This is a genomic window from Weissella coleopterorum, from assembly GCF_011304355.1.
In the GTDB taxonomy this organism is placed as follows: domain Bacteria; phylum Bacillota; class Bacilli; order Lactobacillales; family Lactobacillaceae; genus Weissella; species Weissella coleopterorum.
Window position 1 is genome coordinate 1,375,607 of the sequence record NZ_CP049888.1, and the last position, 23,996, is coordinate 1,399,602.

Sequence of the window (23,996 nt, forward strand, 5' to 3'; positions counted from 1 at the left end):
TTTTACATTACCATTTGGAAAGCGCGCCGCACTTGTTTCATAAATTCTTCCATCAATTGATCTTGGTCTTTTTCTGATTGATCAAATGCTACTACGTCCACTTGTTGATTATTAACATCTAATGATTTTGCCATGACAACGGTTGCTTCATAATACGCACGGAAAGTCTTTTGCATTGCACCATGAACGCCAATTAAACGTACCGGAGCTTTCATTCTATCTAGATCTTGGGCCACTTGTTGATAAATTTCGACTACGTCATCAAATTCCACCGAGATTTCTGCAAATTCAGCCTTTGGCATTGCATCCACTTGCTCTTGATCTAACGCCGCACGAATTTTTTCAAAATATTCAGCTACATTTGTGCCACTCTCTTCAGTAGTTTGTACCAGTTGTGATAATTGCATTACATACTCGCGTGGATTTGCAAACATTTTTTTAACCATTTTAGTTTCTCCATTTGCTTTTAAATTTTCCATAACAACTTGATGAATTAAAAGAATACAGCGATCAGTCCTCCTTGGACCAATCGCTGTAATTCAAGTTTTTGCATCAAAGCCGACATGATAACACAGCTTCTATATTATACATGATTATTGCTTATGCATACTACGACGTTGGATGAATTTAATAATCTCGACAATTGGAACAATCGCCAAAGATGATCCCAAAACTAAGAGCCATTGATGCCAATCCAAGTGTGTTACATGGAAAATGTCATTTAATCCAGGCATCACAATCGTAACGGCCAGAGCCAATGCAGCAATTACAATAGCCCAATTGAAGGTCTTATTTTTAAATACCCCAACTGTAAATATTGATTGATAAATTGATTTAGTATTAAAGGCATGGAATAACTGAATTAATCCCAATGTTGCAAATGCCATTGTTAGGGCGTCCGCATGTGCGGCGCCCACACTAGCATGGACTGGGAAATTGATTGCATACCAATATACACCTAATGTAATTAAACCTTCAATTAATCCCTGATAGATAATCGTACTTCCAAGCCCATTGGACAAGAAATCGCTGTTTCGACCTCGCGGCTTACGTTCCATGATTCCGGGTTCGACCGGCTCCATCCCCAGAGCAATTGCTGGTAATGTATCAGTAACTAAGTTAATCCAAAGGATATGCACTGGCGCCAAAATATTCCAACCCATGATCGTCATAACAAACAAGGTCAATACTTCACCTAAGTTAGCTGAAAGAAGATATTGAATTGATTTTTGAATATTAGAAAAGACTTTACGCCCTTCTTCTACGGCATTGACAATGGTTGCAAAATTATCATCAGCAAGCACCATATCCGCCGCTCCCTTTGAAACCTCAGTCCCCGTAATTCCCATCGCTACACCAATATCAGCCGTTTTCAAGGCCGGCGCATCATTGACTCCATCACCAGTCATGGCAACTACTTGTCCTTGCGATTGCCACGCTTTGACAATTCTAACTTTGTGTTCGGGAGCTACACGCGCATAGACGCTATATTGTGATACCCGAGCTTTAAATGTAGCATCATCTAATTGATCTAGTTCACGTCCCGTAATGACTGCATCACTACCTTGTTCGGAACTCAAAATTCCCAAACGGCGAGAAATCGCCTCCGCTGTAATTTTATGATCACCCGTGATCATCAAAGTACGAATTCCAGCCTTTTTAGCTTCCGCGACCGCACCGGCGACTTCAGGTCGCTCAGGATCAATCATTCCAATCATTCCAACAAAGATCAAATCGTTTTCCACTAAATCTGACTCAAGTTTGGTTGGAATTTCATCCACCAACTTATAAGCAAACCCGAGCACTCGTAAAGCATCTTGGGCCATCGCCACATTAACTGCCCCAATTGCATCCTTATCTGCGATCTCCATCATCACGGTCTGATCATGATCTAAGCGATGCGTGGTCCGGCGTAACAATTCATCCGGCGCCCCTTTAACCGTAATCATAAATTGATCAACGTGTGGATGAATCGTTGTCATTAATTTCCGTTCTGAATCAAACGGAATTTCTGCAACCCGAGGATTATTTTCAAATAATTGTTTTAAATTACGATGCTGACTTTCATTAAATGTGATTAAAGCCGTCTCAGTCGGATCACCCAATTTGTCTCCATCAGTATTAATTTTAGTATCATTATTTAGCGCCATCAAATCAGCCAATTGCTCGGCCGAACCAGTCACTGGAGTTGGCGCATCAATCAAATTTTGATCAACATAGTATTTTTCGACAGTCATCTTATTTTGCGTTAACGTTCCCGTCTTATCGGAACCAATAATTTGCGTTGAACCGAGCGTTTCCACGGCGGGCAACTTGCGCATCAAAGCATGTTTTTTAGCTAACTGATTAGTTCCCAATGCTAATGTAATAGTCACAATTGCGGGTAACCCTTCTGGAATAGCGGCTACGGCTAACGAAATAGCTGTTAGCAACATATCAACCAATCGATTACCACTCGCTGTCTCTGGAGTTCTTAACATACCAACAATGAATACCACCACGGCAATAATTAAAATTAAGTAGGTCAACGACTTTCCTAATTTTGATAAATTAACTTGTAAGGGTGTCTTAGTTGCCTCTGTTGATTCCAACATTCCTGCAATATGACCAACTTCAGTTGACATTCCCGTGCCTGTAATGATTCCTAGGCCACGGCCATAAGTAACATTTGAATTCATGAAAGCCAAATTAGTCCGATCGCCCAAAGGTAAATCGGTCCCAGTTAAAGCCCTGGTCTGCTTTTCAACCGGTACAGACTCTCCAGTAAGGGCTGCTTCTTCGATTTTCAATGATGCAGACTCCAGCAAACGCATATCAGCTGGAATCACATCTCCTGCCTCCAAGGCAACAATATCACCAGGAACCAGTTCACTCGCCGGCAATGTCATAATCACCCCATCACGCCGAACATTCGCATTTGGGGCAGACATTTTCTGCAACGCCTCAATAGCTTCATCTGCTTTTGCTTCTTGGTATACCCCAAAAACAGCATTCAAAATCACCACGGCTAAAATGATCAGTGCATCAGCCACTTCTCCCGTAAGACCTGCAATTAATGCAGCCACTAACAACACTACAATCATAAAATCTTTAAACTGATTCAAAAATTTTTGAAATAATGTTGTTTTCTTAGTAGCCTTTAATTGGTTCGGTCCTATCTCTTCTAAACGTTGCTCAGCATCGCTCCCCGTCAAACCATTCACTATATCAGCCTTTAGGTCAGACTCAACTTCTTGCGTCGTCCTTTGATATAACGGCTTTTGAATTCCATCATCATGCATAAAATAACCCTCCTAAGTCCATTCCTCAATTAATAATTAATATAAAAAGAGACCCGTAGTGACATTTAAACAAGTCACCACGAGTCTCACAATTTAAGGACCACCGGAACAGTCTAACTGTCCTTGTTGACGGTGGGACCGCAAACCAAAGTTCGCCGTTACTCCCTCATGATTTTATAATTAATTTAACATCCTAATTTTATCATAAAACCTGGGCCTACGGGAACTTTTAATTTCTTCAAATTTAATGAATTTAAACAAAAAAAAGACACACAATGTGTGCCTTTTTTCAGCTAACAACTAAAAATTAGTCCTTAGTAACGTTAACAGCTTGCAATCCGCGAGCTCCTTCTTCAACGTCAAAGTTAACTTTTTGTCCTTCGTCCAATGACTTGAAACCATCAGTTTGGATAGCTGAGAAGTGTACGAATACATCTCCACCATTTTCGCGTTCGATAAATCCAAATCCCTTGTCTGCGTTAAACCATTTTACTGTTCCTTGTTCCATGTTATGAAACCTCCTTGGCACTTGCCATAATAAAAATTAAATCAAAAATCAATGTGCCATACATTTGGTAAAACATAAAACAAAATTGCTTTTTAACTCTGTAAATTATTATAACACCATCATCTAGAGAAAGATACATTTAAATCAAATTTAATTATAAAATATTTATTTTTTCGTTTTTTCTTTCTAATATTCTAAGGTGCAAATGTAATATGAAAGCTTTTTATCCTTGTACAACTTTAAACTACATTTCTACATTATGTTAACTCAATGTACATTAAAATGATATATCTGCTTATAATTATGTCCAACTGCAATATTAAGCCTTAACTTATCCTGTTCATAAACTGCACTCCACTGAGTCGCTAACACTTTTCCATTCGGTTCTTTTGTATCTAAATGCGCTGCTTGTAGAATATTCATCGACGCTTGCGGAGTTAAAATGCCTTTTTTCGCTTCTAGTTGCTGACTAGCAATCGCGTAGCGGTCTTGTCCTGAACCTTGATTATATTTATCGGGACTTAAATAAAAATTAGTTGCTACTTGATAGCTCTTATCAGCCGGCAGCACCTGCATCTTATTATTAATATACTCGACAATTACACTTTTACCTTGCCGATCGGCAATTTGAAAATGGTAAGTCGCTTTGGCTGAACTATGCATATCATATTTTTCAAGTAATTTAACTGCTTCATCGGTTGTCTTGGCTTTATCTAATATCATTCGAATTGCTACACTCGTGTTAATCCCCGGCTTATCGGTTTGCTGGTTTGTCGTTGGTCCATCTAACTCTAATACTGCCGCACTTAACCCTTTTTCGTTCAACCCATCGAGGGGGATGTATGGTGCCACCAATGTCATTAGGCGCGCCATTGGTTGATTCATTTCATTAGATTTGATCCCCAACAACCCTGGATCGACCACCGAAATACTTTCATAAGCATTTTTAGGCTTCGTTCGAACCACCATCACTGGCGCATCATCCAGATCCAAATTACGAGCAAAGGTGGCCTTGCCTTCGGGTGTTTTAGCATTAAAGGTAGTACATCCCAAATTGGGCACTTTAATCTTAACAGGTAATCCGTGTAATAATTGCCCCGTCGCAAAATCGGCTAATTCTTGATCGTTATTCACTCCCTTCTTTAACAGTTTATCCAGTGCATAGTCACCTCGGTAATTCATCTCATAAAACGGCTTATTATTAATTTTTTTCATCGTCGCTAAAGTGGTCAATTCATTTCGAAGCAAAAGACCGCCCCCAACAACTAAAATTAATAATAATAAACCACACCACATTAATATTTTTTTCATCAAAACACTCCAGTTTATTTTTAATTCGATTGATTAAATTCATAGAATAAAATAATTATTAAACAATTTTTTGTACATTAATCTGATAAAGGCCATTCATCAATATTTAAAATTATAAGACTTTTATTTCGAAAAAGAAATATTTTTTTAATCAAAGTTCTTCGTTAATTGCGTTCTTCCCAATAAAAAAAGGATCCCTCGGAGGCTCTCCGATAGATCCAATATTCCGATTTATTAACTCTATCTAAAATTCAATAATTCTTCTTTCGCTGGGCTTATAGGTTTCCAGAACTAATGAGCTAAAGTGCAACTCATACAAGCGTTCACTTTCAGGATGATGCGCCCGGATAAACCCAGAATCAGCTGCAAAAATATTTTGTACATCTGACCACTGCTTATTCGATGGTCTCATCGTAACATGATTGGAATTAATCCGCATCCCACTCTTAAGATCGACGGCTGTCACAATCGCTACATTTTCGTTTTGCGCTAGTTCAACCGTCTTGGGGCTAGCCGGATCCATCGAATAAATATACCATGTACTTTCATCGTGTGGATCTACCCCAAATGAAACAACTCTAACACTCGGAACTGCTTGGACCGATGTTGCCAAATAAACTAGTCCACCAGATCCATCAATAAAATTTTGATAACTGATCATTTTTTCAACCTCAACTTAAATATTTTTTATTTTTCTAAAATCATATCTAGGTGCGGAATCCCATCTTCCAAGTAAACTTCCGATTGCGCTTTAAAGCCAAAGGTTTCATAAAATTTACGTAAATATTCTTGAGCTGCAATTTTAACTGTCTTTTCTGGGAAACGTTCCTCAATCTCTGTTAAAGCTGCCATAACGATGGTTCGGCCGAGATGCATTTGTCGGTAAGGTTTAACTACTAGCACTCGACCAAAGCTAATTGATACTCCATCGTCATGACCTACAATGCGGGCGTAAGCCACCATTTTGTCTTCTTCTTTTAAAATTACGTGCCATGCAGCTTCATCCTTAGCATCGATTTCTTGATACGGACAATCTTGTTCCACCACAAAAACCGCAACCCGTGCCTGCATAATTTCCAGCAACTCAAGGGCTGTTAATGACGACGTCTGCTTAATTTCAAGTTTAAAGCGATCTGCTTGATTCATTTTTAAGTCCTCCATGCCAAAATGACAAATATTTCATATTCTAGTTTCTTTTAAAATCAATTTTAATTGTTTTTAACTACTCGTACAACAACTATTCATATTCCCACGCTTCCAACTCTAAAAAAGGTAACCCAAACCATTTCAAATGGCCTAAGTTACCTTAAAAAATTTAATTAATCGACTCCGTCCATGAGACGAATGACCATTTTAACAAGGAACATCATAATAATTCCCAAAACAACTGCTGCGATTCCAAAGAGCAAGAAGTATGCAACTTCGGTTTTCGGAGTGTACAAACCAACAAATTGTGCATTCAATGCTGATCCAGCTGCCGCAGCTAAGAACCAGAGTGACATCATCTGCGAGTTAAATGCTCGCGGTGCTAATTTAGTGGTAACCGAAAGGCCGACTGGTGAAATTAACATTTCTCCAAAGATGATCAAAGCCCACGAACCCAACAACCATAATGGTGAAACGCGAGTTGCAGTTCCCCAAAGACTACCCGGAATAGCTAGTAACAAGAAAGACGCCCCAGCAAAGATCAATCCGACCGCAAATTTCATCGGTGACGAAGGCGCATTTTTACGCCAACGGGTCCACATCGTTGCAAAGAATGGAGTATACAACATAATGAAGAATGGATTCAAAGACTGGAACCAGGCTGCCGGGAACCATGAATGTAGCGTTCGTGTTTCCGCAAACGTCGCCAATACTACAGATCCCTGTTCTTCCAAGGCCCAAAACAAGACGGCTCCCAAAAACAGCGGAATATAGGCCAAAACTCGTGAACGTTCTTTGCTAGTCACTTTCTTTGATGAAAGCATCTGTACAAAGTAATAAATAGGTACTAGTACCGCAATAAACGTTAACAAGTTAATATAGTCAGTAATATCATTCCAACCCATCATCGTCATCACAAATAAGATAATCCCTAAGGCTACAATCCCTAAAATTGTTTTAATAATCAAGGGCTTGACTTCATGCGCTTCTAGCGGGTCAGTTGGCTTTAAACCATCCTTTGGTAAATTTTTCTTACCACCGATGTAATATTGAACCAATCCTAAGAACATTCCAATCGCGGCCAACCCGAAAGCCGGATGATAACCAGCATTTTGCTGAGTCCAACCAACCAATAGTGGTGCAATGAATGATCCTAAATTAATTCCAAAGACAAAAATTGAGAATCCTGCATCTCGCCGTCGATCTTCAGGACGATATAGTGAGCCAACCATTGATGAAATATTGGGCTTCAAAAGTCCGGTTCCAATTATAATTAAGGCAATCGACGTAAATAAAGCACTCGCTCCAAACGGCAATGACAAAACGATATGTCCAAACATGATGAAAATTCCACCAATGAAGACCGCTCGCCTCGAACCCAGAATTCGATCAGCCAAATACCCACCTAGGGCCCCGGTCAAATAGACCATCGAAGCATATATCGCCATAATTGAAGCAGCTACGGCCTTAGTTATATTTAAATCACCTGTCGCAATCAAATGCCACATATAATACAGTAAAATGGCTCGCATTCCATAATAAGAAAAACGTTCCCACATTTCTGTCATAAATAACGTTGACAAACCAATTGGTTGTCCAAAAAATTTCTTTTCTTGTTTTTGTTCAGTATCCATACGTTCCCATCCTTTATGTAATTAATAATTATCAAACTCCGTTTTTAATAATGTTCTCATTTTAGCAACAACTATTCTATTTTACAAGTATAAAATTAGTATAACCCGAAAATGTTTCTCATTTTACGTGCAAAAACGCCTTATTTACACCGATTAGCCCATAAATATTAAATAAGATTCTTTCACATAAACCACTAATCTTTAATTTATTAACGTCTTATTCATTAAATAAAAAAAGCATTAATCCAGGTTGATGGATTAATGCTTTTTTTCGATTTAAATTTAGCCTACCGAATACTGCCCTTAAATTTACGTTGCAGATCCCGATCTTGATCACGTTTTTTAATAGTTTCACGTTTATCAAACCGTCGTTTACCCGTCCCCACACCGATTAAAATTTTTGCGAAACCATGTTTCAAATAAACTTTCAAAGGGACAATCGTCACCCCCGCTTCAGAGGATGATCGCTCTAATTGTTGTAATTCACGTTTATGTAACAACAACCGCCGGGGGCGCAATGGTTCATGATTAAATTGATTTCCCTGTGCGTAAGGGGCAATATTAACATTGTCCAACCAAGCCTCTCCATGTCGAATCTGAACAAAACCATCGGCAATGGTCATCTGGCCTGCGCGCACGGATTTAATCTCCGTTCCCGTGAGTGCCATCCCTGCATCATAAGTCGCTCCAATAGCATAATTATAACGAGCTTTATTATTCGTCGCTAAATATTGTTGAGTATTTTTTTTAGGTTTTGCCATCAACAACCTCCTAAAATTAGTGGCGACCCTTACGGTTAGCATTTTCTCGTGGATCATTTGGTTTACGCCGATCATTTAAAGCACCTAAGGCTTGACCATTGTTATGACGTCGCTTAGCTCCCGAATCTTTTTTGGGTTGATCTGCCTTAGGTTTACCCTGATGTGATTTATCATGATGACTCTTATTCTTGTTACCAAAGCTCCCCGATGATTATCCGCAACTTTAATATCAGTAATCGGCGCTGCTTTTGGATCTACCAAGATAAAATCAAGTGAACTTTGTTCTTTATCAACTCGGACAAGTTTAACCTTGACTGCTTGTCCAATCTGATAAATATGGTGGAAACGACGTCCAATTAACGCTAAATGACTTTCATCATACATATAGTAATCATCAGTTAAGTTAGAAGTATGAATTAACCCCTCAACCGTATTATCAAGCGAGACAAACATTCCAAACTTCATAACACCATTAACCACGGCATCAAATTCTTGTCCCACTTTATCTTCCATGAATTCCGTCTTTTTCATCGCATCAGTATCGCGTTCGGTATCAATAGCACGACGTTCCCGGACCGAAGTATCATTACCAATTTCCGCCAGTTTATCCCGATACTTAGCTTGGGCGGCTTCATCGGTTCCGTTGGTCTCGTACCATTTAATCAAGCGATGCACTGTTAAATCCGGATAACGCCGGATAGGGGACGTGAAGTGTGTATAATACTCTGCTCCCAAACCGAAGTGACCCAAAGGTTCATTACTATAAGCCGCTCGTTGCATTGAGCGAAGCATCATCGTTGAAACCATTTGTTCTGATGGTAATCCCATAAACTCATCGTGAATTTTTTGAAAATCCATTGGCTTAACATTATTAGGATCGGCGTTAACCTTTCCGCCAAGCGCTTTCACAAATTCAAAGAATCGAACACTTTTTTCTAAGTCCGGTGTGGTATGAATTCGATATAAGAACGGTAAATGAAGCTTATCAAAATGCATCGCAACCGTCTCATTAGCTGCTAACATAAATGATTCAATAATTCGTTCAGAAAGACCACGTTCACGAATTTGGATATCCGTAGGTTTACCCTTTTCATCAACAATAATTTTAGCTTCAGGGGCATCAAATTCAATTGCCCCACGCTCGATTCGTTTCTGCGCTAAAATATTATGGAGCTCACCCATCTCTTCAAACATGGGAACCAAGTCATGATAAGCTTCACGCGTCTCCGTATCACCATCCAAAATAGCATTAACCGCTTTATACGTCATTCTGGCATGTGACTTCATCACCGACTGATGCAAACGATAGTCAACTAATTCACCTTGTGGTGTAAATTCCATCTCAGCTGACATTGCTAAGCGCTCCACCCCAGGATTCAAAGAAGCAATCCCGTTTGAGATATTACGTGGCAACATCGGAATTACACGATCCGTTAAATAAACGGAAGTCCCGCGATTATAAGCTTCTAAATCTAGCGGCGTACCCTCAGGGACATAATGCGATACATCCGCAATGTGTACCCCTAAATGGAAATTCCCATTTTCTAATTTCCAAACAACCACCGCATCATCCAAATCTTTAGACTCAATCGAATCAATTGTCACTAATGGTTGCTCGGTGATATCTTCCCGACCAGACCATTCTGAATCCAATACATGATCAGGAATTTCTTTGGCTTGCGTCAATACAGCATCATCAAATACCGCTGGCACCTTATGTTGATGCACAATCGCCATAATATCGACACCTGGTTCATCTTTAAAACCAATGGATTCGGAAATAATTCCCGTCATTTGTTTTGGCATTGCTGCGGTCGGGTATTGTTGAATCTGAGCCACTACGACTTCACCGTCATTAGCGGTGATCCCGCCTTCGCTCACTAGGAAACTATAATTTGCATTCTTCTTGTCCGTAATATTAACAGTTCCGATATAACCGGTGTAATCCGATCCCAGTTTAAATTCACCCACGACTTGACTTAAATCGTGATTAACAATTTCTTCAACCAAACCTTCCGGACCACGACCAGTGGCAGCATCCCCTTTAGTCAATAAGGTTACTCGAACCTGATCTAAGTTCAAGGCTTGCGCCGTATTGTCCGGATTAACGAAGACATCTTCCGTTAAACCATCTACTGCCACGAAGCCAAAGCCTTTCGCATTGGAACGGAAAGTCCCAATGTAGCCTTGGCTTTTTGCATTGTACTTAAATGCTCCGTCAATTTCTTCAATTTGACCATCACGTTCTAGCTGCGCAAGTCCCTGTACAACTTGCGTAAATCCATTAGCATCATTCAAGCGTAATCCATCTGTTAAAGTTTGGGCTGAATAACTTTGTGTGTTATTAGCTTTTAAAAAGCCAAATAATTCTTTTTGTAATTGTTGTGCGTCCATTTTTTATCTTTTCCTCTATTTCTAAAATAAAACCCTCTCGCAACGTATCACGAGAGGGAAATGCGCTATTCGTTAGTGTGCTGAAAGATATACCAAAGCCAGCCCCAAAAGGAACCAAACTGCTCCCAAGATTGTTGTAACACGTTGCATCACAGCTTCAAAGCCTCGTGCTTTTTGGGTTGCAAATAAATCTCCGCCACCACCTGACAAGGCCGACAAAGCGTCTTGTTGCTTTGATGGCTGCATTAATACAGCAATAATAATCAAAATTCCGACAATAATCATTGCCGTTAATAATGTATTATACATTTAGCTGCGCCTCCTTTAGACATCATATCTATTGGTAGATTTTAGCATGTTTCGCAAATTACTTCAAGTTAAATCATAAACCCATAAAGATAAAGTCTATTTTAAGACTCCAACCGCCCACTTCTTCTTTCCCCGCTTAACAATGACATACTGTCCCTCAAATTTACTTTGTGGATCAATTTCAGCAGTATCGTCCTTAATTTGAACCCCATTAATTCGAATCGCTCCATCCTTAACGGCGCGGCGAGCAGCGGTTTTAGACGTCTCTAATCCAGCCGCTACGACTAAATCTAAAATTCCCACCGTGTGTCCGTCTTGTGCAAAAGTCTTCACGTTTCCCGCTAAGGCCGCGACTTCATCTAAGGACAATTGGCTCACATCACCATTTCCAAACAAAATTGATGTCATTAATTCAGCAACCGGAACGGCCTTTTCTCCGTGCACAAAGGCAGTAACTTCTTGTGCTAAGCGGGTTTGAGCCGCCCGTTTAGCTGCATCAACTTGCATTTGGTCCATCAATTCAGCAATGGTCTCTTGTGAAAGGAACGTAAAATACTTCAGCATCTTTTCGACATCATTATCGGCGGTATTAAGCCAGAACTGGTAAAAATCGAATGGAGTTGTCTTTTCTGGGTCCAACCAAATTGCACCACCTTCGGTCTTACCAAACTTCGTCCCATCTGCCTTCAAAAGTAATGGAACTGTCAATCCATACGCCTTAGCGTCACTACCCTCTAAACGGTGAATTAGATCAATTCCACCCGTTATATTCCCCCATTGGTCTGATCCACCAATTTGAAGTCGGACATGCTCATTTTGCCAAAGGTGATGAAAATCAATTGATTGCAATATTTGATACGTGAATTCAGTAAAAGAAATTCCGGCTTCTAATCTTGAGGCGACAACATCTTTTGCTAACATAACATTAATAGGAAATAACTTTCCGTAATCTCGTAAGAAATCGAGTAATGTCATCGATCCCAACCAATTCTTATTATTCGTAACGGTAAAGCCATCTTTGCCAAACAAACGTTCCATTTGACCCGTAATCTTTTGAACATTTTGATCAACCGCATTCTGATCTAATAGCTTTCGCTCTTGTTTTTTACCAGACGGATCACCAATTGATCCTGTCGCACCCCCAATTACAATCACTGGACGTACCCCTGCTAACTGCAACCGCTTTAAGATCATAAACGGAATTAAGTGACCAATGTGCATAGAATCACCCGTGGGATCGATTCCCACATACGCTCCGATTTGTTCATTTTCGATAGTTTCTTTTAGTCCATCTGCATCTGTCACCTGGTTAATCGCATCACGCCACGTTAATTCATTTATGACATCCATTGTTAAAACCTCCAATAATAATTTTATTTAATAAAAAAGCACCCTAATAACGAAACGTCATTAGGATGCAAGTTAATACACGGTACCACCTAAATTGTGATTACAAATAATCACCACTTGGCATCTTGATATCGCAAGATGATGCGGAAAATTATGTTAATTGCTGAAATGTAATTCAAATTAATTTTAGGTATCGCTTGCACCAACCGCCATATCTCTAACATGTCCTAAACTAATTCTACTTTGTCTCTAATTTTCAACTTAATTTTACCATACTTAAATCTAGTGTCACAAGTGCTTTTCTTAAATTTAGAAAAGTCGATTCTGTTGATTTTGTTCGCGTAAACGATCAGTTGTTCCAGACTCGATGCGATCTAAGGTTTGGCCTAAAACTTCGACCGCTTTTTCATAATTATAAAATTGATTATATTCCACTTGTGCGTTTTGAACGGCTTGACCGACTTCAGGATATTCACGATATTGATTCGCTTTATGCAATAAAATTCCTGTTAGCGTTGCATTAGCTAATAAGTCGTTGGTTGCCGCCTGAAGATTATCTAAATCTGACCCCACAATGCTCACTTGCCGTTGCAAATCATCAACATTGACCCGCGGAGCATTTACTTGTTGCTGTAATTTATTCAACATTTCCGAAACTTGATCGAAAAAATTCAAATAAGCCGTTGGAGCGCCAGGCAGTCCTTGCCGTTCAACACGCCGCTTAATTTTACGCATCGCTTCAATGAATAATTCAACTTTATTCTGTGCAGTTTGAACAATTTCTGGAAGTACATTTAAACTCTCCCATAAATTCAATTGTTTCTCTTCCAATTGATCCAGTTGTTTTTCATCAATCATTAATTGATCAGTCAGTTGTGAATAAACCACCTCATTTTTATTAATACCTAAACGAATATCATCCAAATTTTTTTCAATTTGTAACAACTGACGAGCAAAGTCACGAATACTATTCTCTTCATCATGGTTAAAAATATAATTTTGATTTAATTGACCAACTAGTTGATTTAAATTTTGATTTTGTTGTTGTAAATGTCCCAAATACTCACGTAAAGTTTCCAATTTATTTTGTACAATTTGTGAAGCTTGATATTCCTTTTCAAAGGTTTGATATATTTGATCAATGGCTTGATGTAAAGTCACCAAACGTTCTTGAACTTTTTTCAAGGTTAAATCTTTCAACGTTTCTAAAGCGACCTGGCGATCCGCTTCAATTTGCATCAATGCATTTTCAACTAGATTATCTTGAAAAGTGAAACCTTGCTCGATCATTTGATCTAAAGTCGTTTGTAATTCCTCTTCCTGATTAGGAATTGTCTTCGTTAAATCTTTGACGAGTTCTGGAATCTGATTCATTCTTTCTTCTAATTGATTGGTTTCCATGGCCAATGATTCATAGATTTCCGAGGCGGCGACATGGTCACCTGCTTCGGTTAAACGCGCGAATTCTGCAAATTCATCCTCAAGCTCACCTAAAACATCTTCCAACTTATCAAGTGTATTACCAAAAATAAAATTTTGTGATAATAACGTCTTCCGAAGTTCTTTATACTTACTCTCTAAATCTTGAACCGCTTGTTTATGTTCTTCATCAATCCGTTCTAGATCTGTTAACCCTTGATTAACCGTATCAATATTTCTGGCTACTTGGGCCACCTGTTTTTTCAAATTACGTAGCTCTTGATTCGTTTGCCAAACATTAAACCCATGCGCAGCGACTAAAACTTGATCAGCTTGTTGCGATACTGCATCAAAATCCGTAGTAGCAATTCGATTATATAAAGCTTCATTTTCTTGAAAATCATCTAAGGTTTTTCCCATCAGGCTCATTTTACGACCTTTAACCAGTCGTTCTTGCATTGGAATATCCTTTAATGTTTGCAGCTTGACCGTTAATTTAGCAACCTGTCTGGCGATTAAACGCTGCGCAACAAAAATAAATAGATAAATAGCTGCAATGACGATGATGAAACCAATAACAATGTGTCCTACCTGGGTCATGTTGTTTTTACTGAAACGTGCCCGCCACGTCCAAACTCCTTTTTTACTTTTCCTTGAGTTTAATTTACCATGTTTTATCCCTGCAAACTGTTTTTACCCCATAGCTTTATTAATTCTTGAATTTCCTTTATATAATATTAATATTTTCAATTCTATATTTTAATAAATCAATCCATTTGAGTTTAAAAAAAACCAAGCCCTTGAAAAGGCTTAGTTTAATTATCTTCGACGTAAAATTAACTTATTGATTTTCAACCGCTGATTCAATAGCTAAAACTTTACGTGATTCTTTCCAAAGGCTGTAGGCAGTCCATAATGAGAGTGCGACAATTCCATATCGAATAATAGAAACATTGATATTGCGGACAAGCGTGGCAGCCACAATCACACCAAAAATTCCACCTAGGACAATCATGCCTAATCCCCACCATTGAATTCGTTTCGTACGAATAAAGCCACTGGCTGCTGTCGTCATAACTACCGCAGAATTCATCATCATCACTGGATATGCTACTAAGGGTTCATCCCCATCAGTGAGAAAAAAATCAATTCAGGAGTATAGTTACCCAAACCTAACGTCATCATAATTCCCAGTAAGAAATTAAAGCCAAATCCCAACCATAATTGCCATCCGACTAAGGCATTTTTACCCATTCCCGGTACGGGTAAAAAGAAAATATTATAAAGCATGACAATTGCGGCTAAAACTAACATCCACGCCAAAACTCCACGAATTTTTTGTGCATCCCAGTTGGCCGTTAAGCGCGGTCCAATTAACGCCCCTAAAATTGATGCCACGGTCATTACAATAAAAGTACGCCAGTCGATTTTAACGGCTGTTAAAAAAAATAGGGCTTCAAACATAGTTGGAACGGCATGAACGGCATTCATCGTTCCCGGTAAGTTCCGATCATCATCAAGAAAATGGGTCACTTTAAACGCCGCAGTCGTTGTTGCAAAGCTTCCAATCCCAATTGTGTCACCAAAGTCGGTTATAAAACCAATGATAAAAGCTTTAAGTCCACCGTGATGCCATTTCAAACCGGTTTTTTTAATTTGATGATAATAGATAAACAGCATCGTAATAATCCCAATTACTAAAACGATCTGTAATCCTCGTAAAATAAGTGTATCGTGCATACTTTTCCCCTAAATCTATCTTTTTAACGTACTTACCATTAATTCGCTAGTTTTCATGCTACCAAAAATATCTCGAAATAACACTTAAAATTTTACATTCTTATTATTTTTTCTATTTTCCAAATAAAAAGAATGAAAAATATTTTTCATTCCTCAATTGATAAAGATTCGAATTTATTAAATGAAACTTGAAGTCCCTGGATTTAACTCGACAATTTTACCAGTGCGCTTGTAAATAACCCACTCAGCAATATCAGTCACATAATCAGCTGTCCGCTTCAAATATCCACCAACTACCAGATAATCTGTTGCAGCTTCAACATTTTCTGGATCAGCCTTCATGGCGCCAATGGCAAGATCTCGAATTGCTTTCGTTGAATCGGCCACTTTCATCGCCACCTCTGACATTGAAGTCGCCCCGGCTGCATCATCGCTAATATAATAGGTTAATACATCAGCTACCATTTTAGCAACTAAAGTCCCAGTTTCACCAATTTGCTTTTCAATTTGGGCAACCCGGCGATTTCCCTTCACATGAATTGTTGATAATGCCACATTTCGAGCATTATCACCTATTCGTTCCACCACCGACACTGCCTTTAAAATGGTCACAATTTCCCGCAAATCTGTCGTAACTGGTTGATACAAGGCAATCATCTCAAAACTTTTTTTCTCTAATGCAATTTCTCGTTGATTAATAGCTTTATCGTTATCAATAATCTCTTGAGCACCAGCTCGATCATGATCCAAGAATGCTTGGACAGAGCGTTGAATCGTTTCCGAAACTAATAATCCCATTTCTTTAAAAGATGTATCTAGATCTGCTAGTTCTTCATCAAATAATCGACGCATATTGATCTCCTTTAATTTTTATTATCCAAATAGACCTGAAATATAATCTTGAGTCATTTCTTGATCCGGATTAAGAAACATTTTTTTCGTATCGTTGACTTCAATCAAATTTCCTTGATTGAAAAATGCTGTCCGATCGGAAATTCGTGAGGCTTGTGACATTGAATGCGTCACAATAATCATTGTATATTGCTCGCGAAGTTGCATTAAAGTATTTTCCACCATATTGGCTGACACAGGATCAAGCGCTGAGGTTGGTTCATCCAATAATAAAATTTCAGGTGAAGTAGCTAACGCTCGAGCAATCGACACACGCTGTTGCTGACCACCAGACAATGAGAGTGCCGATTTATGCAAATCATCTTTCACCTCATCCCAAATGGCCGCGGCTTGTAGTGATGTTTCGACCTTCTCATCTAATTGCGCTTTATCTTTAATCCCCGCAGTCCGCATTCCAAATGCCACATTATCGTAGATCGAAAATGGAAATGGATTTGGCTGCTGGAAAACCATTCCAATTCTTTTTCTTAAATCAACAGTATCCATAGTGGGTGCATAGATATCTTCCCCATTTAACAGAAAAGTCCCAGTCACTGTGACATAGTCAGTTAAGTCATGCATCCGATTCAAAGCACGTAAATAAGTTGACTTACCAGACCCAGACGGTCCAATCAAAGCCGTAATTCCAAAACGGTCATAATCTAAATTAATCCCATGTAAAGCTTCTTTTTCACCATAATAGAGGCGTACATTTTCTGTAATTAACAATTTTTCACTCATTTGTTTCACCCTTATCCAAAGTTTCCATTAACGTAATCAATCGTTCGCTGCACCTTTGGCCGCGTAAAGATTTTCCGGGTTAAATCATATTCTAAAACCTCACCCATGTGGAAAAAGGCGGTATAGTCTGAAACACGGGCGGCTTGTTGCATATTATGCGTGACGATAATAATCGTATATTTTTCTTTCAATTCCAGCAAGGTATTTTCAATTTTTGCTGATGAAATAGGATCAAGCGCTGAAGCTGGTTCATCTAATAGTAAAATATCTGGATGCAACGCAATGGCTCGCGCAATGACCAATCTTTGTTGCTGGCCACCTGAAAGCGATAAAGCTGATTTATCTAAATTATCTTTTACTTCATCCCACAAAGCCGCCTGCTTGAGACTAGTTTCGACACGTTCTTTTAAGACAGCTTGATCCTTAATTCCATGTTGTTTCAAAGCAAAAGTAATATTTTCTTGAATGGACTTCGCAAACGGATTGGGACGTTGAAAAACCATTCCAATATGTTTACGCATCTCATAAACATCGATTTCAGATGAATTCACATCTAATCCTCGATACATGATCTGTCCATTCACGGTCCCCACAGTATCATTCATCCGATTTAATGAGCGTAAAAAAGTAGATTTTCCGGAACCAGAAGCCCCGATTAAAGAGGTGATCTTATAACGTTCAAATTTCAGGTTTGTCTTTTGTAAAGCTTGTTTTTCACCATAAAAAACTTCTAAATCATGCGCTGACAAAGCTATTTCATGCTTAGCATCATTAATATCTATTACATAATGCTCAGGCATTTCATCTGGAAAAACAAATTTATCTACATCTGTCATCTAATAACTCCTTACTTACTTGATGTTAAACGGCGATATAACAATTTACTCAAGGAACGGGCTGCAAAGTTAAAGAGTAGCACAGCAATAATCAAAACTGCCGAGGCTCCTGCCGATACAGCTGCCGCGTCGGGCATAATTCCTTCAGAATTGATTTTCCAAATATGCACTGCCAACGTTTCAGCTGGTCGCATGACATTTAATGGCGACGTCGAGTCAAAGGGATTCCAATCATTAAAGTTCACTACCGGAGCAGACTGCCCGGCCGTGTAAATTAACGCAGCGGCTTCTCCAAAAACACGGCCTGCTGATAAAACAATCCCCGTTACAATGGATGGTAAAGCGGCCGGCAAAATAATGTGTCCCACCGTTTCCCAACGTGACAACCCAAGGGCTGCTCCCGCTTCTCGTTGTAAATCAGGAATAGTTCTTAGTGACTCTTCAACTGAACGCGTTAAGAGCGGTAGGTTGAAAAAAGTCAGCGCAATGGCGCCTGATAATAATGAAAAACCAAATTTAAACTGAACCACGAACAGCAGAAATCCAAATAATCCCACTACCACTGAAGGCAATGATGAAAGAATTTCAATCATCGTTCGAATAACTTCGATGATTTTAGACTTTTGATTAGCATATTCATTTAAATAAATTCCTGCCCCCAAAGCAATTGGAAACGAAATGATCATTGTAATAACCAATAAGTAGAACGAGTTAAAAAGTTGAATGCCAATTCCACCCCCTGCCGTAAAAGATTCGGCTGGCGAAGTTAAGAAATGCCATGATAGATGTGGAATTCCTTGAATTAAAATATATCCTAATAATGCAGCCAAAATTAAAATTACGAATCCAGCAATACTAAATAAGATAATGGTTGCTAATTTATCACTTTTTTTTGCATTCATGTCTTACATGGCCCCTTTCTTACCGATTGCCCGAATTACTAAGTTAAAGACCAATGACATCAACAAAAGAATCAAAGCTAATGACCATAACGCATTATTTTCTAATGATCCCATAACCGTATTACCAATTCCTTGTGTCAAAACTGATGTCAACGTTGCCGCTGGTGACGTTAAATTATGTGGCATTAACGCCGCATTCCCAACAACCATTTGGACCGCTAGCGCTTCACCGAAGGCCCGCGCCATTCCAAAAACAATAGCCGTTAAAATTCCAGGCGTAGCTGAACGCAAAATCACCTTATAAATCATTTGCCAACGCGTTGCTCCTAAGGCTAGGGCAGACTCACGATAATGACGAGGAACCGCTTTTAACGTATCAACAGTCATTGATGTAACGGTCGGCAAGATCATTACAAACAAAACCATCGCCCCGGCTAAGATTCCAAACCCAGATCCACCAAATAAATTCCGCATTGTTGGCACTACAATTGTTAAACCAATAAATCCATAAACAACTGATGGAATTCCAACTAATAATTCAGTCACTGGTTGCAAAATTTTGGCACCACGTTTAGGTGATATTTCTGTCATAAAAACAGCAGTACCAATCGCAAATGGGGTTGCAATAATAGCTGAAAGTAAGGTTACTAAAAATGAACCTACAATCATCGAAGCAGCTCCAGCCAATGGCTTACCATGTGCATCAAGTTGACCAGGAGCCCATTTTGAACCAAATAAAAAGTCACCCAGATTAACATGATTGGTAAAAAATGTTGCAAGCCCTTTAGAAGCTACAAACCAAAAAATCGAAATAACCACAATCAAAATTAAAGCTAAAGCGGCCATGGAAATGGCTCGGCCAAACCGATCTTTTTTGGTTGCAGCACTAGTTTTCGTTAGTGCATCTTTAATCTCATCCATTTTAATTCCTCTTTATTTGACGGGTGTAATCACACCTGAAACATCACGTTTAACTTGCATCTCATGAATTGATATATATCCTAATTTAGGTACCAATGTACTTTGAATTTTATCTGATTTTAGATAGTTAATAAATTGATTAACTTCCGGACTCATTGAACCCTTCGTATAAATATGTTCATACGACCAAATGGGATATTTACCATTGGTAACATTAGTATTATTAGCCGCCACTCCATTTAATTTAGGCACATCAATTTGCTTTTTATCAATGTACGAAAATGCCACATATGATATCGCACCCGGTGTTGAAGCGACAATTGAGCGTGCCGTTCCGGATGAATCTTGTTCTTGTCCTTCAGCAGATGGAGTTTGGTCAAGACCGTAACGTTCAAATGTTACTCGGGTTCCAGAACCATTCACCCGATTAACTAAGACAATCGGTACATCAGCACCACCAACGGCTTGCCAGTTAGTAACCTTTTTTGTGAAAATATCAATCAATTGTTGCGTTGTCAAGTTTTTCACTTTAGCATCTTTGTTGATAATCGGTGCGATTCCAATCACCGCCACCTGATGGTCTTGTAATTGATCCGCCTTAATCCCCTTTTTTTCTTCGGCGAACATATCTGCATTTCCTAAATCAACAGCGCCAGCCTGAATTTGTGCTAGTCCTGTTCCAGAGCCGCCACCTTGAACGTTGACATAGACTCCGGGATTTTCTCGCTGAAAGTCTTCACCCGCTGCTTCAACCATTGGTTGCAAGGCTGTTGATCCTACCGCATTGATATTAACGTTCTTTTGCTGATCACGTGTTACATAGGCCCCAATCAAGACTGCTACGCCTATTAAAAACGCAGTCCCCCATATCCACTTCTGCTTCATCGCACTATCTCCTTCAAAGTCCTACAATCATTACTATCATTATCTTATTTTTTGGATAGTGATTCCATAACATTAATGTAAAGATAATTATTTATTATGACTCTTTTTAAATTATAAGCTGCGACATTAATCCAAAATAAAAAAGTGCGCCAACAAAAGGAACACTTCTTCAAAGTAAATATTAGCTTCAATTTTGTTATTCAATTACCCAATCATCCAATGAATCTACTTCATGGGTCGGTTTAATTTGCTCGGCCTTAATTTGACTTTTTGTAGAAATACCGCTATATACCAATAACGTATCCATTTTTAAATTAATACCTGCTTGAATATCAGTTTTATAATTGTCACCCACCATAATGACTTGCTTGACATCAAGTTGAGCTCGTTGCAATGCACCTTCCATAATTGGTGTATATGGCTTACCAATAATGATCGGCTGTTGCTGCGTAGCAGTTTGAACTGCTGCTACGACTGTGCCGGCTCCGGGAATCATCCCCTTTTCATTAGGTAAATTTGTATCAATGTTGGTCGCAATAAATTTAGCTCCATTTTGAATCGCCAACGTTGCATACATCAAATCATCATACTTTAATTCACGATTTAAGCCCACTACTACGGCGTCAGCATTTCCCCGGGTAACAATGGTAAGCCCCTTTGCTGCCAAAGCCTGATGCAAACCAATTTCACCAATGACTAGCACCTTTTTAACTTCAGCTAGTCGTGAAACATAATCAGCTGTCGCCATAGCAGAGGTATAAATTTGTGTCATATCTACATGAATATCATGCTCATCGGCAAGGGTTCGTTGAACTTGCTCGGGTGTCCGCGTAGCATTATTGGTCACAAACATGAACTGTTTATCATTCTGTCTCAAACGTTCGATAAACCGTTTCCCACTTGGAAAACTATTTTTCCCCTGATAAATAGTTCCATCTAAATCAATAAAGTATCCTTCATAAGTCATTATTTATTTCCCTCAGTATTACGTTCATGAATTTCAAAGCGTCGTTTCCGATTATTCCCTTTAGTAACCGCCTGTTTTTGATTTTTATTATTTAATTGATGGTTACTCTTTTTTAATGAACTTTTCTTTTCGCCAATATGTGCATGATTTTTATTACTATGATGATTCCGCCGGCGTCTAGGGCGTGATGCCTCTGGCTCTTCTTCTTCAACGATGTGCGGTTCCAAATTTTCTAATACAAAATATGGTGCCCCAAAATTCATAAATTCATAAATATAATCCTGTAATGCACTAATTTGATCCATTCTCGAAACTCCTGGAGTCCCATCTTTATAAAAGCCGTGAATTCGAAGTTGATCTGCTGCAATATCTCCAACTAAATAATCATATTTTTCCAAAAAAGTACTAAAACGCGCCGCAATTAGATCATCTTGATATGCATCTCGATAATTGGTGACTAGTTTATAAGCACGTTCATTAATTAACAGGTCGATCTCTGTCACACCATGTTCCAAACGAGTTTGTGCAATTCGTTCAATTTTTTGGGCCTGAGCCAACTCTTTCATTCGTTCTCGATCCATGCTAAATCCCTTCAATTTTTATTTTTTAAGTGGGAATTGTTGTGCTAAATAAGATGCAAAGTCTTCCCGTAAAACGGTGTCATATGATAATTCGTTTTTACCCATAATTTCCAGAGTCGGAAAATAAGGGAAAAATAAATAATGATCCAATCCACCAATATAATAGTCTTTCGCCAGATTAATTGGTTGACCATGAACTAAAACATTATCGTCATTTGTCAACTCTAACCCTGACCAGACAATTTCACCCCATTTACCTCCACGAAAGCCCATACCATAGACTGGACTACCCAATAAATAATTTCGATTCTTCTTAACTTCTCGCATTAAACGAATCACTTCTTTACCTTTTAACTTCGTACGCATCGGGTGCACTGCATGTGGCAACATTTGATGGAGTTCATACATACTAACAGGTCCTGTCGGTAGATCCGTTAAGAACATCCCAGTAGACAGCATTGCTAAATCTGTTTCTGTGCGCGCTTTAAGCGCTTCTAACCCGAGGTCAATCAGGCGATATTTTGCGTTGATTCCCCGTTGAAATGCTTGCGGAATGTCAGCCACCTTTTTTTGACTCAACATTTTCGCACCCTCATCTTGATATTGTGCTGAGGTTTCTGCATCACGGGTTAATTTGGGTAACAGTTCGACATCGATGGTGGAGGCTTTCGCTTGCCTAAATTGTCCATCTTCAATTTCTAGTTGTACTTGGCCAATATGTTCCCCATAGCGTCCGGCAGCGGCTAACAATGTTTGGTTCCGCCATTCACCTTTTGGTAAATGATGATGTGTGTGTGCTCCTAAAATGATTTGTACTTCCGGGAATTGATCTGCTAAGTGTCGATCGGTCGGTAACCCCAAATGCGATAATAAAATGTTTAAATCCGTTTTACCAGCTAATTCTTTTAAAATCATTTTTAAAGTTGCTACCACCGGCAAAGGCTGCCATCCCAATAAAGGATAAGTCAACGTAAAGGGGGCTGTCATTCCGATCACCCCAATCCGGGTTCCATTTTTAGTCGTGATAATTTCGTATGGATGTGCCCACTTTGGAATTTGATTTGTTTTATTGTCCAATAAATTAGCCAATAAAATCGGAAAATTAGCATGCTCGTAAAGTTGATTCAAGTCTGTATGGCTCAGGCTTAGTCCTTCATTATTTCCAATCGTCACCCCATCGTAATGCACACCATTCAGTAAATTAATATTTGCTCTACCTTGACTAGCTTCCGTTAAAACATGATTCCGATCCATCGCATCGCCTACATCAAATGTTAAGACAGTTTCATCTCGTCTTAATAGTTGTTTACGGTAGCTATTCAAAAAATGTCGAATTTGAGGCCAACGCTCCAAATGAGAATGCATATCATTTGTGTGTAAAATTGTGATTTTTTCAATCATTATATTGGCCTTCCTTTC

The 23,996-nt window shown here is 39.0% G+C and carries 22 protein-coding genes and 1 pseudogene; all 23 read right to left on the reverse strand.

Translation table 11 applies throughout. The annotated features are described in order from the left end of the window. Positions 1 to 2: 2 nt before the first annotated feature. Entirely contained in the window at positions 3 to 446 is a 444-nt protein-coding gene (locus tag G7084_RS07010) for a hypothetical protein (protein WP_166011277.1), read from the reverse strand. A gap of 147 nt (positions 447 to 593) precedes the next feature. Continuing rightward, the gene (locus G7084_RS07015; protein WP_166011279.1) at positions 594 to 3,281 is read right to left on the reverse strand and encodes a cation-translocating P-type ATPase; all 2,688 of its coding nucleotides are present in this window, start codon (positions 3,279 to 3,281) and stop codon (positions 594 to 596) included. Positions 3,282 to 3,588: 307 nt separating this feature from the next. Beyond that, positions 3,589 to 3,789 carry a cold-shock protein gene (locus G7084_RS07020; protein WP_166011282.1) on the reverse strand — a complete coding sequence of 67 codons (201 nt, stop codon included), beginning with the start codon at positions 3,787 to 3,789 and terminating at the stop codon, positions 3,589 to 3,591. Between the two features lie 267 nt (positions 3,790 to 4,056). Next, entirely contained in the window at positions 4,057 to 5,100 is a 1,044-nt protein-coding gene (locus tag G7084_RS07025; RefSeq protein WP_166011284.1) for a C45 family autoproteolytic acyltransferase/hydrolase, read from the reverse strand. 244 nt (positions 5,101 to 5,344) lie between these two features. Beyond that, a complete protein-coding gene (locus tag G7084_RS07030; RefSeq protein WP_166011286.1) occupies positions 5,345 to 5,761 on the reverse strand; it encodes a hypothetical protein in 417 nt (138 codons plus the stop codon). A gap of 26 nt (positions 5,762 to 5,787) precedes the next feature. Beyond that, positions 5,788 to 6,246, reverse strand: a complete 459-nt coding sequence (locus G7084_RS07035) for a GNAT family N-acetyltransferase (protein WP_166011288.1) — start codon at positions 6,244 to 6,246, stop codon at positions 5,788 to 5,790. A gap of 173 nt (positions 6,247 to 6,419) precedes the next feature. Next, the gene (locus G7084_RS07040; protein WP_166011289.1) at positions 6,420 to 7,880 is read right to left on the reverse strand and encodes a peptide MFS transporter; all 1,461 of its coding nucleotides are present in this window, start codon (positions 7,878 to 7,880) and stop codon (positions 6,420 to 6,422) included. A 287-nt stretch (positions 7,881 to 8,167) separates the two neighbouring features. Then, the gene (gene smpB, locus G7084_RS07045; RefSeq protein ID WP_166011291.1) at positions 8,168 to 8,641 is read right to left on the reverse strand and encodes an SsrA-binding protein SmpB; all 474 of its coding nucleotides are present in this window, start codon (positions 8,639 to 8,641) and stop codon (positions 8,168 to 8,170) included. Positions 8,642 to 8,657: 16 nt separating this feature from the next. Beyond that, positions 8,658 to 11,035, reverse strand: a pseudogene (gene rnr / locus G7084_RS07050) (ribonuclease R). A 72-nt stretch (positions 11,036 to 11,107) separates the two neighbouring features. Continuing rightward, the gene (gene secG / locus G7084_RS07055) at positions 11,108 to 11,344 is read right to left on the reverse strand and encodes a preprotein translocase subunit SecG (protein ID WP_166011295.1); all 237 of its coding nucleotides are present in this window, start codon (positions 11,342 to 11,344) and stop codon (positions 11,108 to 11,110) included. Between the two features lie 96 nt (positions 11,345 to 11,440). Continuing rightward, a complete protein-coding gene (gene tyrS / locus G7084_RS07060; protein WP_166011297.1) occupies positions 11,441 to 12,694 on the reverse strand; it encodes a tyrosine--tRNA ligase in 1,254 nt (417 codons plus the stop codon). Between the two features lie 309 nt (positions 12,695 to 13,003). After that, entirely contained in the window at positions 13,004 to 14,713 is a 1,710-nt protein-coding gene (locus G7084_RS07065) for a septation ring formation regulator EzrA (RefSeq protein WP_166011299.1), read from the reverse strand. A gap of 241 nt (positions 14,714 to 14,954) precedes the next feature. Continuing rightward, positions 14,955 to 15,212 carry a hypothetical protein gene (locus G7084_RS08300; RefSeq protein ID WP_246163788.1) on the reverse strand — a complete coding sequence of 86 codons (258 nt, stop codon included), beginning with the start codon at positions 15,210 to 15,212 and terminating at the stop codon, positions 14,955 to 14,957. Between the two features lie 14 nt (positions 15,213 to 15,226). Then, positions 15,227 to 15,853, reverse strand: coding sequence for a sulfite exporter TauE/SafE family protein (locus tag G7084_RS07070; protein WP_246163790.1), 627 nt, complete (start codon positions 15,851 to 15,853; stop codon positions 15,227 to 15,229). A 177-nt stretch (positions 15,854 to 16,030) separates the two neighbouring features. Continuing rightward, positions 16,031 to 16,705 (reverse strand): phosphate signaling complex protein PhoU, encoded by a 675-nt coding sequence (phoU, locus tag G7084_RS07075; protein WP_166011301.1) that lies wholly within the window; start codon positions 16,703 to 16,705, stop codon positions 16,031 to 16,033. Positions 16,706 to 16,726: 21 nt separating this feature from the next. After that, the gene (gene pstB, locus G7084_RS07080) at positions 16,727 to 17,485 is read right to left on the reverse strand and encodes a phosphate ABC transporter ATP-binding protein PstB (RefSeq protein ID WP_166011303.1); all 759 of its coding nucleotides are present in this window, start codon (positions 17,483 to 17,485) and stop codon (positions 16,727 to 16,729) included. A gap of 11 nt (positions 17,486 to 17,496) precedes the next feature. Continuing rightward, positions 17,497 to 18,285 (reverse strand): phosphate ABC transporter ATP-binding protein PstB, encoded by a 789-nt coding sequence (pstB, locus tag G7084_RS07085; RefSeq protein WP_425508995.1) that lies wholly within the window; start codon positions 18,283 to 18,285, stop codon positions 17,497 to 17,499. Between the two features lie 47 nt (positions 18,286 to 18,332). Next, positions 18,333 to 19,223 (reverse strand): phosphate ABC transporter permease PstA, encoded by an 891-nt coding sequence (gene pstA / locus G7084_RS07090; RefSeq protein ID WP_166011307.1) that lies wholly within the window; start codon positions 19,221 to 19,223, stop codon positions 18,333 to 18,335. Positions 19,224 to 19,226: 3 nt separating this feature from the next. Then, positions 19,227 to 20,144: a phosphate ABC transporter permease subunit PstC gene (gene pstC / locus G7084_RS07095; RefSeq protein ID WP_166011309.1), complete on the reverse strand. Its 918-nt coding sequence runs from the start codon at positions 20,142 to 20,144 to the stop codon at positions 19,227 to 19,229. Between the two features lie 12 nt (positions 20,145 to 20,156). Then, positions 20,157 to 21,029, reverse strand: coding sequence for a phosphate ABC transporter substrate-binding protein (locus tag G7084_RS07100; protein ID WP_166011312.1), 873 nt, complete (start codon positions 21,027 to 21,029; stop codon positions 20,157 to 20,159). A gap of 196 nt (positions 21,030 to 21,225) precedes the next feature. Beyond that, positions 21,226 to 21,996 carry a TIGR01457 family HAD-type hydrolase gene (locus G7084_RS07105; protein WP_166011314.1) on the reverse strand — a complete coding sequence of 257 codons (771 nt, stop codon included), beginning with the start codon at positions 21,994 to 21,996 and terminating at the stop codon, positions 21,226 to 21,228. Then, on the reverse strand, positions 21,996 to 22,577 hold the full coding sequence (locus G7084_RS07110; RefSeq protein ID WP_166011317.1) for a YutD family protein: 582 nt from the start codon (positions 22,575 to 22,577) through the stop codon (positions 21,996 to 21,998). Before G7084_RS07110 ends, G7084_RS07105 begins: the two co-directional genes overlap by 1 nt. A gap of 18 nt (positions 22,578 to 22,595) precedes the next feature. Continuing rightward, the gene (locus tag G7084_RS07115) at positions 22,596 to 23,978 is read right to left on the reverse strand and encodes a bifunctional metallophosphatase/5'-nucleotidase (protein WP_246163791.1); all 1,383 of its coding nucleotides are present in this window, start codon (positions 23,976 to 23,978) and stop codon (positions 22,596 to 22,598) included. Between the last annotated feature and the right edge of the window lie 18 nt (positions 23,979 to 23,996).

Bases quoted from the DNA above. Each gene is read 5' to 3' on its own strand.
- G7084_RS07020 (WP_166011282.1), bottom strand. From the start codon at position 3,789: ATGGAACAAGGAACAGTAAAATGGTTTAACGCAGACAAGGGATTTGGA.
- G7084_RS07115 (WP_246163791.1), bottom strand. From the start codon at position 23,978: ATGATTGAAAAAATCACAATTTTACACACAAATGATATGCATTCTCAT.
- G7084_RS07105 (WP_166011314.1), bottom strand. From the start codon at position 21,996: ATGACTTATGAAGGATACTTTATTGATTTAGATGGAACTATTTATCAG.
- G7084_RS07010 (WP_166011277.1), bottom strand. From the start codon at position 446: ATGGTTAAAAAAATGTTTGCAAATCCACGCGAGTATGTAATGCAATTA.
- G7084_RS07040 (WP_166011289.1), bottom strand. From the start codon at position 7,880: ATGGATACTGAACAAAAACAAGAAAAGAAATTTTTTGGACAACCAATT.
- G7084_RS07030 (WP_166011286.1), bottom strand. From the start codon at position 5,761: ATGATCAGTTATCAAAATTTTATTGATGGATCTGGTGGACTAGTTTAT.
- G7084_RS07025 (WP_166011284.1), bottom strand. From the start codon at position 5,100: ATGAAAAAAATATTAATGTGGTGTGGTTTATTATTATTAATTTTAGTT.
- pstB (WP_166011303.1), bottom strand. From the start codon at position 17,485: ATGAGTGAAAAATTGTTAATTACAGAAAATGTACGCCTCTATTATGGT.
- phoU (WP_166011301.1), bottom strand. From the start codon at position 16,705: ATGCGTCGATTATTTGATGAAGAACTAGCAGATCTAGATACATCTTTT.
- G7084_RS07035 (WP_166011288.1), bottom strand. From the start codon at position 6,246: ATGAATCAAGCAGATCGCTTTAAACTTGAAATTAAGCAGACGTCGTCA.
- pstB (WP_425508995.1), bottom strand. From the start codon at position 18,285: ATGCCTGAGCATTATGTAATAGATATTAATGATGCTAAGCATGAAATA.
- G7084_RS07100 (WP_166011312.1), bottom strand. From the start codon at position 21,029: ATGAAGCAGAAGTGGATATGGGGGACTGCGTTTTTAATAGGCGTAGCA.
- G7084_RS07070 (WP_246163790.1), bottom strand. From the start codon at position 15,853: ATGCACGATACACTTATTTTACGAGGATTACAGATCGTTTTAGTAATT.
- pstA (WP_166011307.1), bottom strand. From the start codon at position 19,223: ATGAATGCAAAAAAAAGTGATAAATTAGCAACCATTATCTTATTTAGT.
- pstC (WP_166011309.1), bottom strand. From the start codon at position 20,144: ATGGATGAGATTAAAGATGCACTAACGAAAACTAGTGCTGCAACCAAA.
- tyrS (WP_166011297.1), bottom strand. From the start codon at position 12,694: ATGGATGTCATAAATGAATTAACGTGGCGTGATGCGATTAACCAGGTG.
- secG (WP_166011295.1), bottom strand. From the start codon at position 11,344: ATGTATAATACATTATTAACGGCAATGATTATTGTCGGAATTTTGATT.
- G7084_RS07015 (WP_166011279.1), bottom strand. From the start codon at position 3,281: ATGCATGATGATGGAATTCAAAAGCCGTTATATCAAAGGACGACGCAA.
- G7084_RS08300 (WP_246163788.1), bottom strand. From the start codon at position 15,212: ATGATGATGAATTCTGCGGTAGTTATGACGACAGCAGCCAGTGGCTTT.
- G7084_RS07110 (WP_166011317.1), bottom strand. From the start codon at position 22,577: ATGGATCGAGAACGAATGAAAGAGTTGGCTCAGGCCCAAAAAATTGAA.
- G7084_RS07065 (WP_166011299.1), bottom strand. From the start codon at position 14,713: ATGACCCAGGTAGGACACATTGTTATTGGTTTCATCATCGTCATTGCA.
- smpB (WP_166011291.1), bottom strand. From the start codon at position 8,641: ATGGCAAAACCTAAAAAAAATACTCAACAATATTTAGCGACGAATAAT.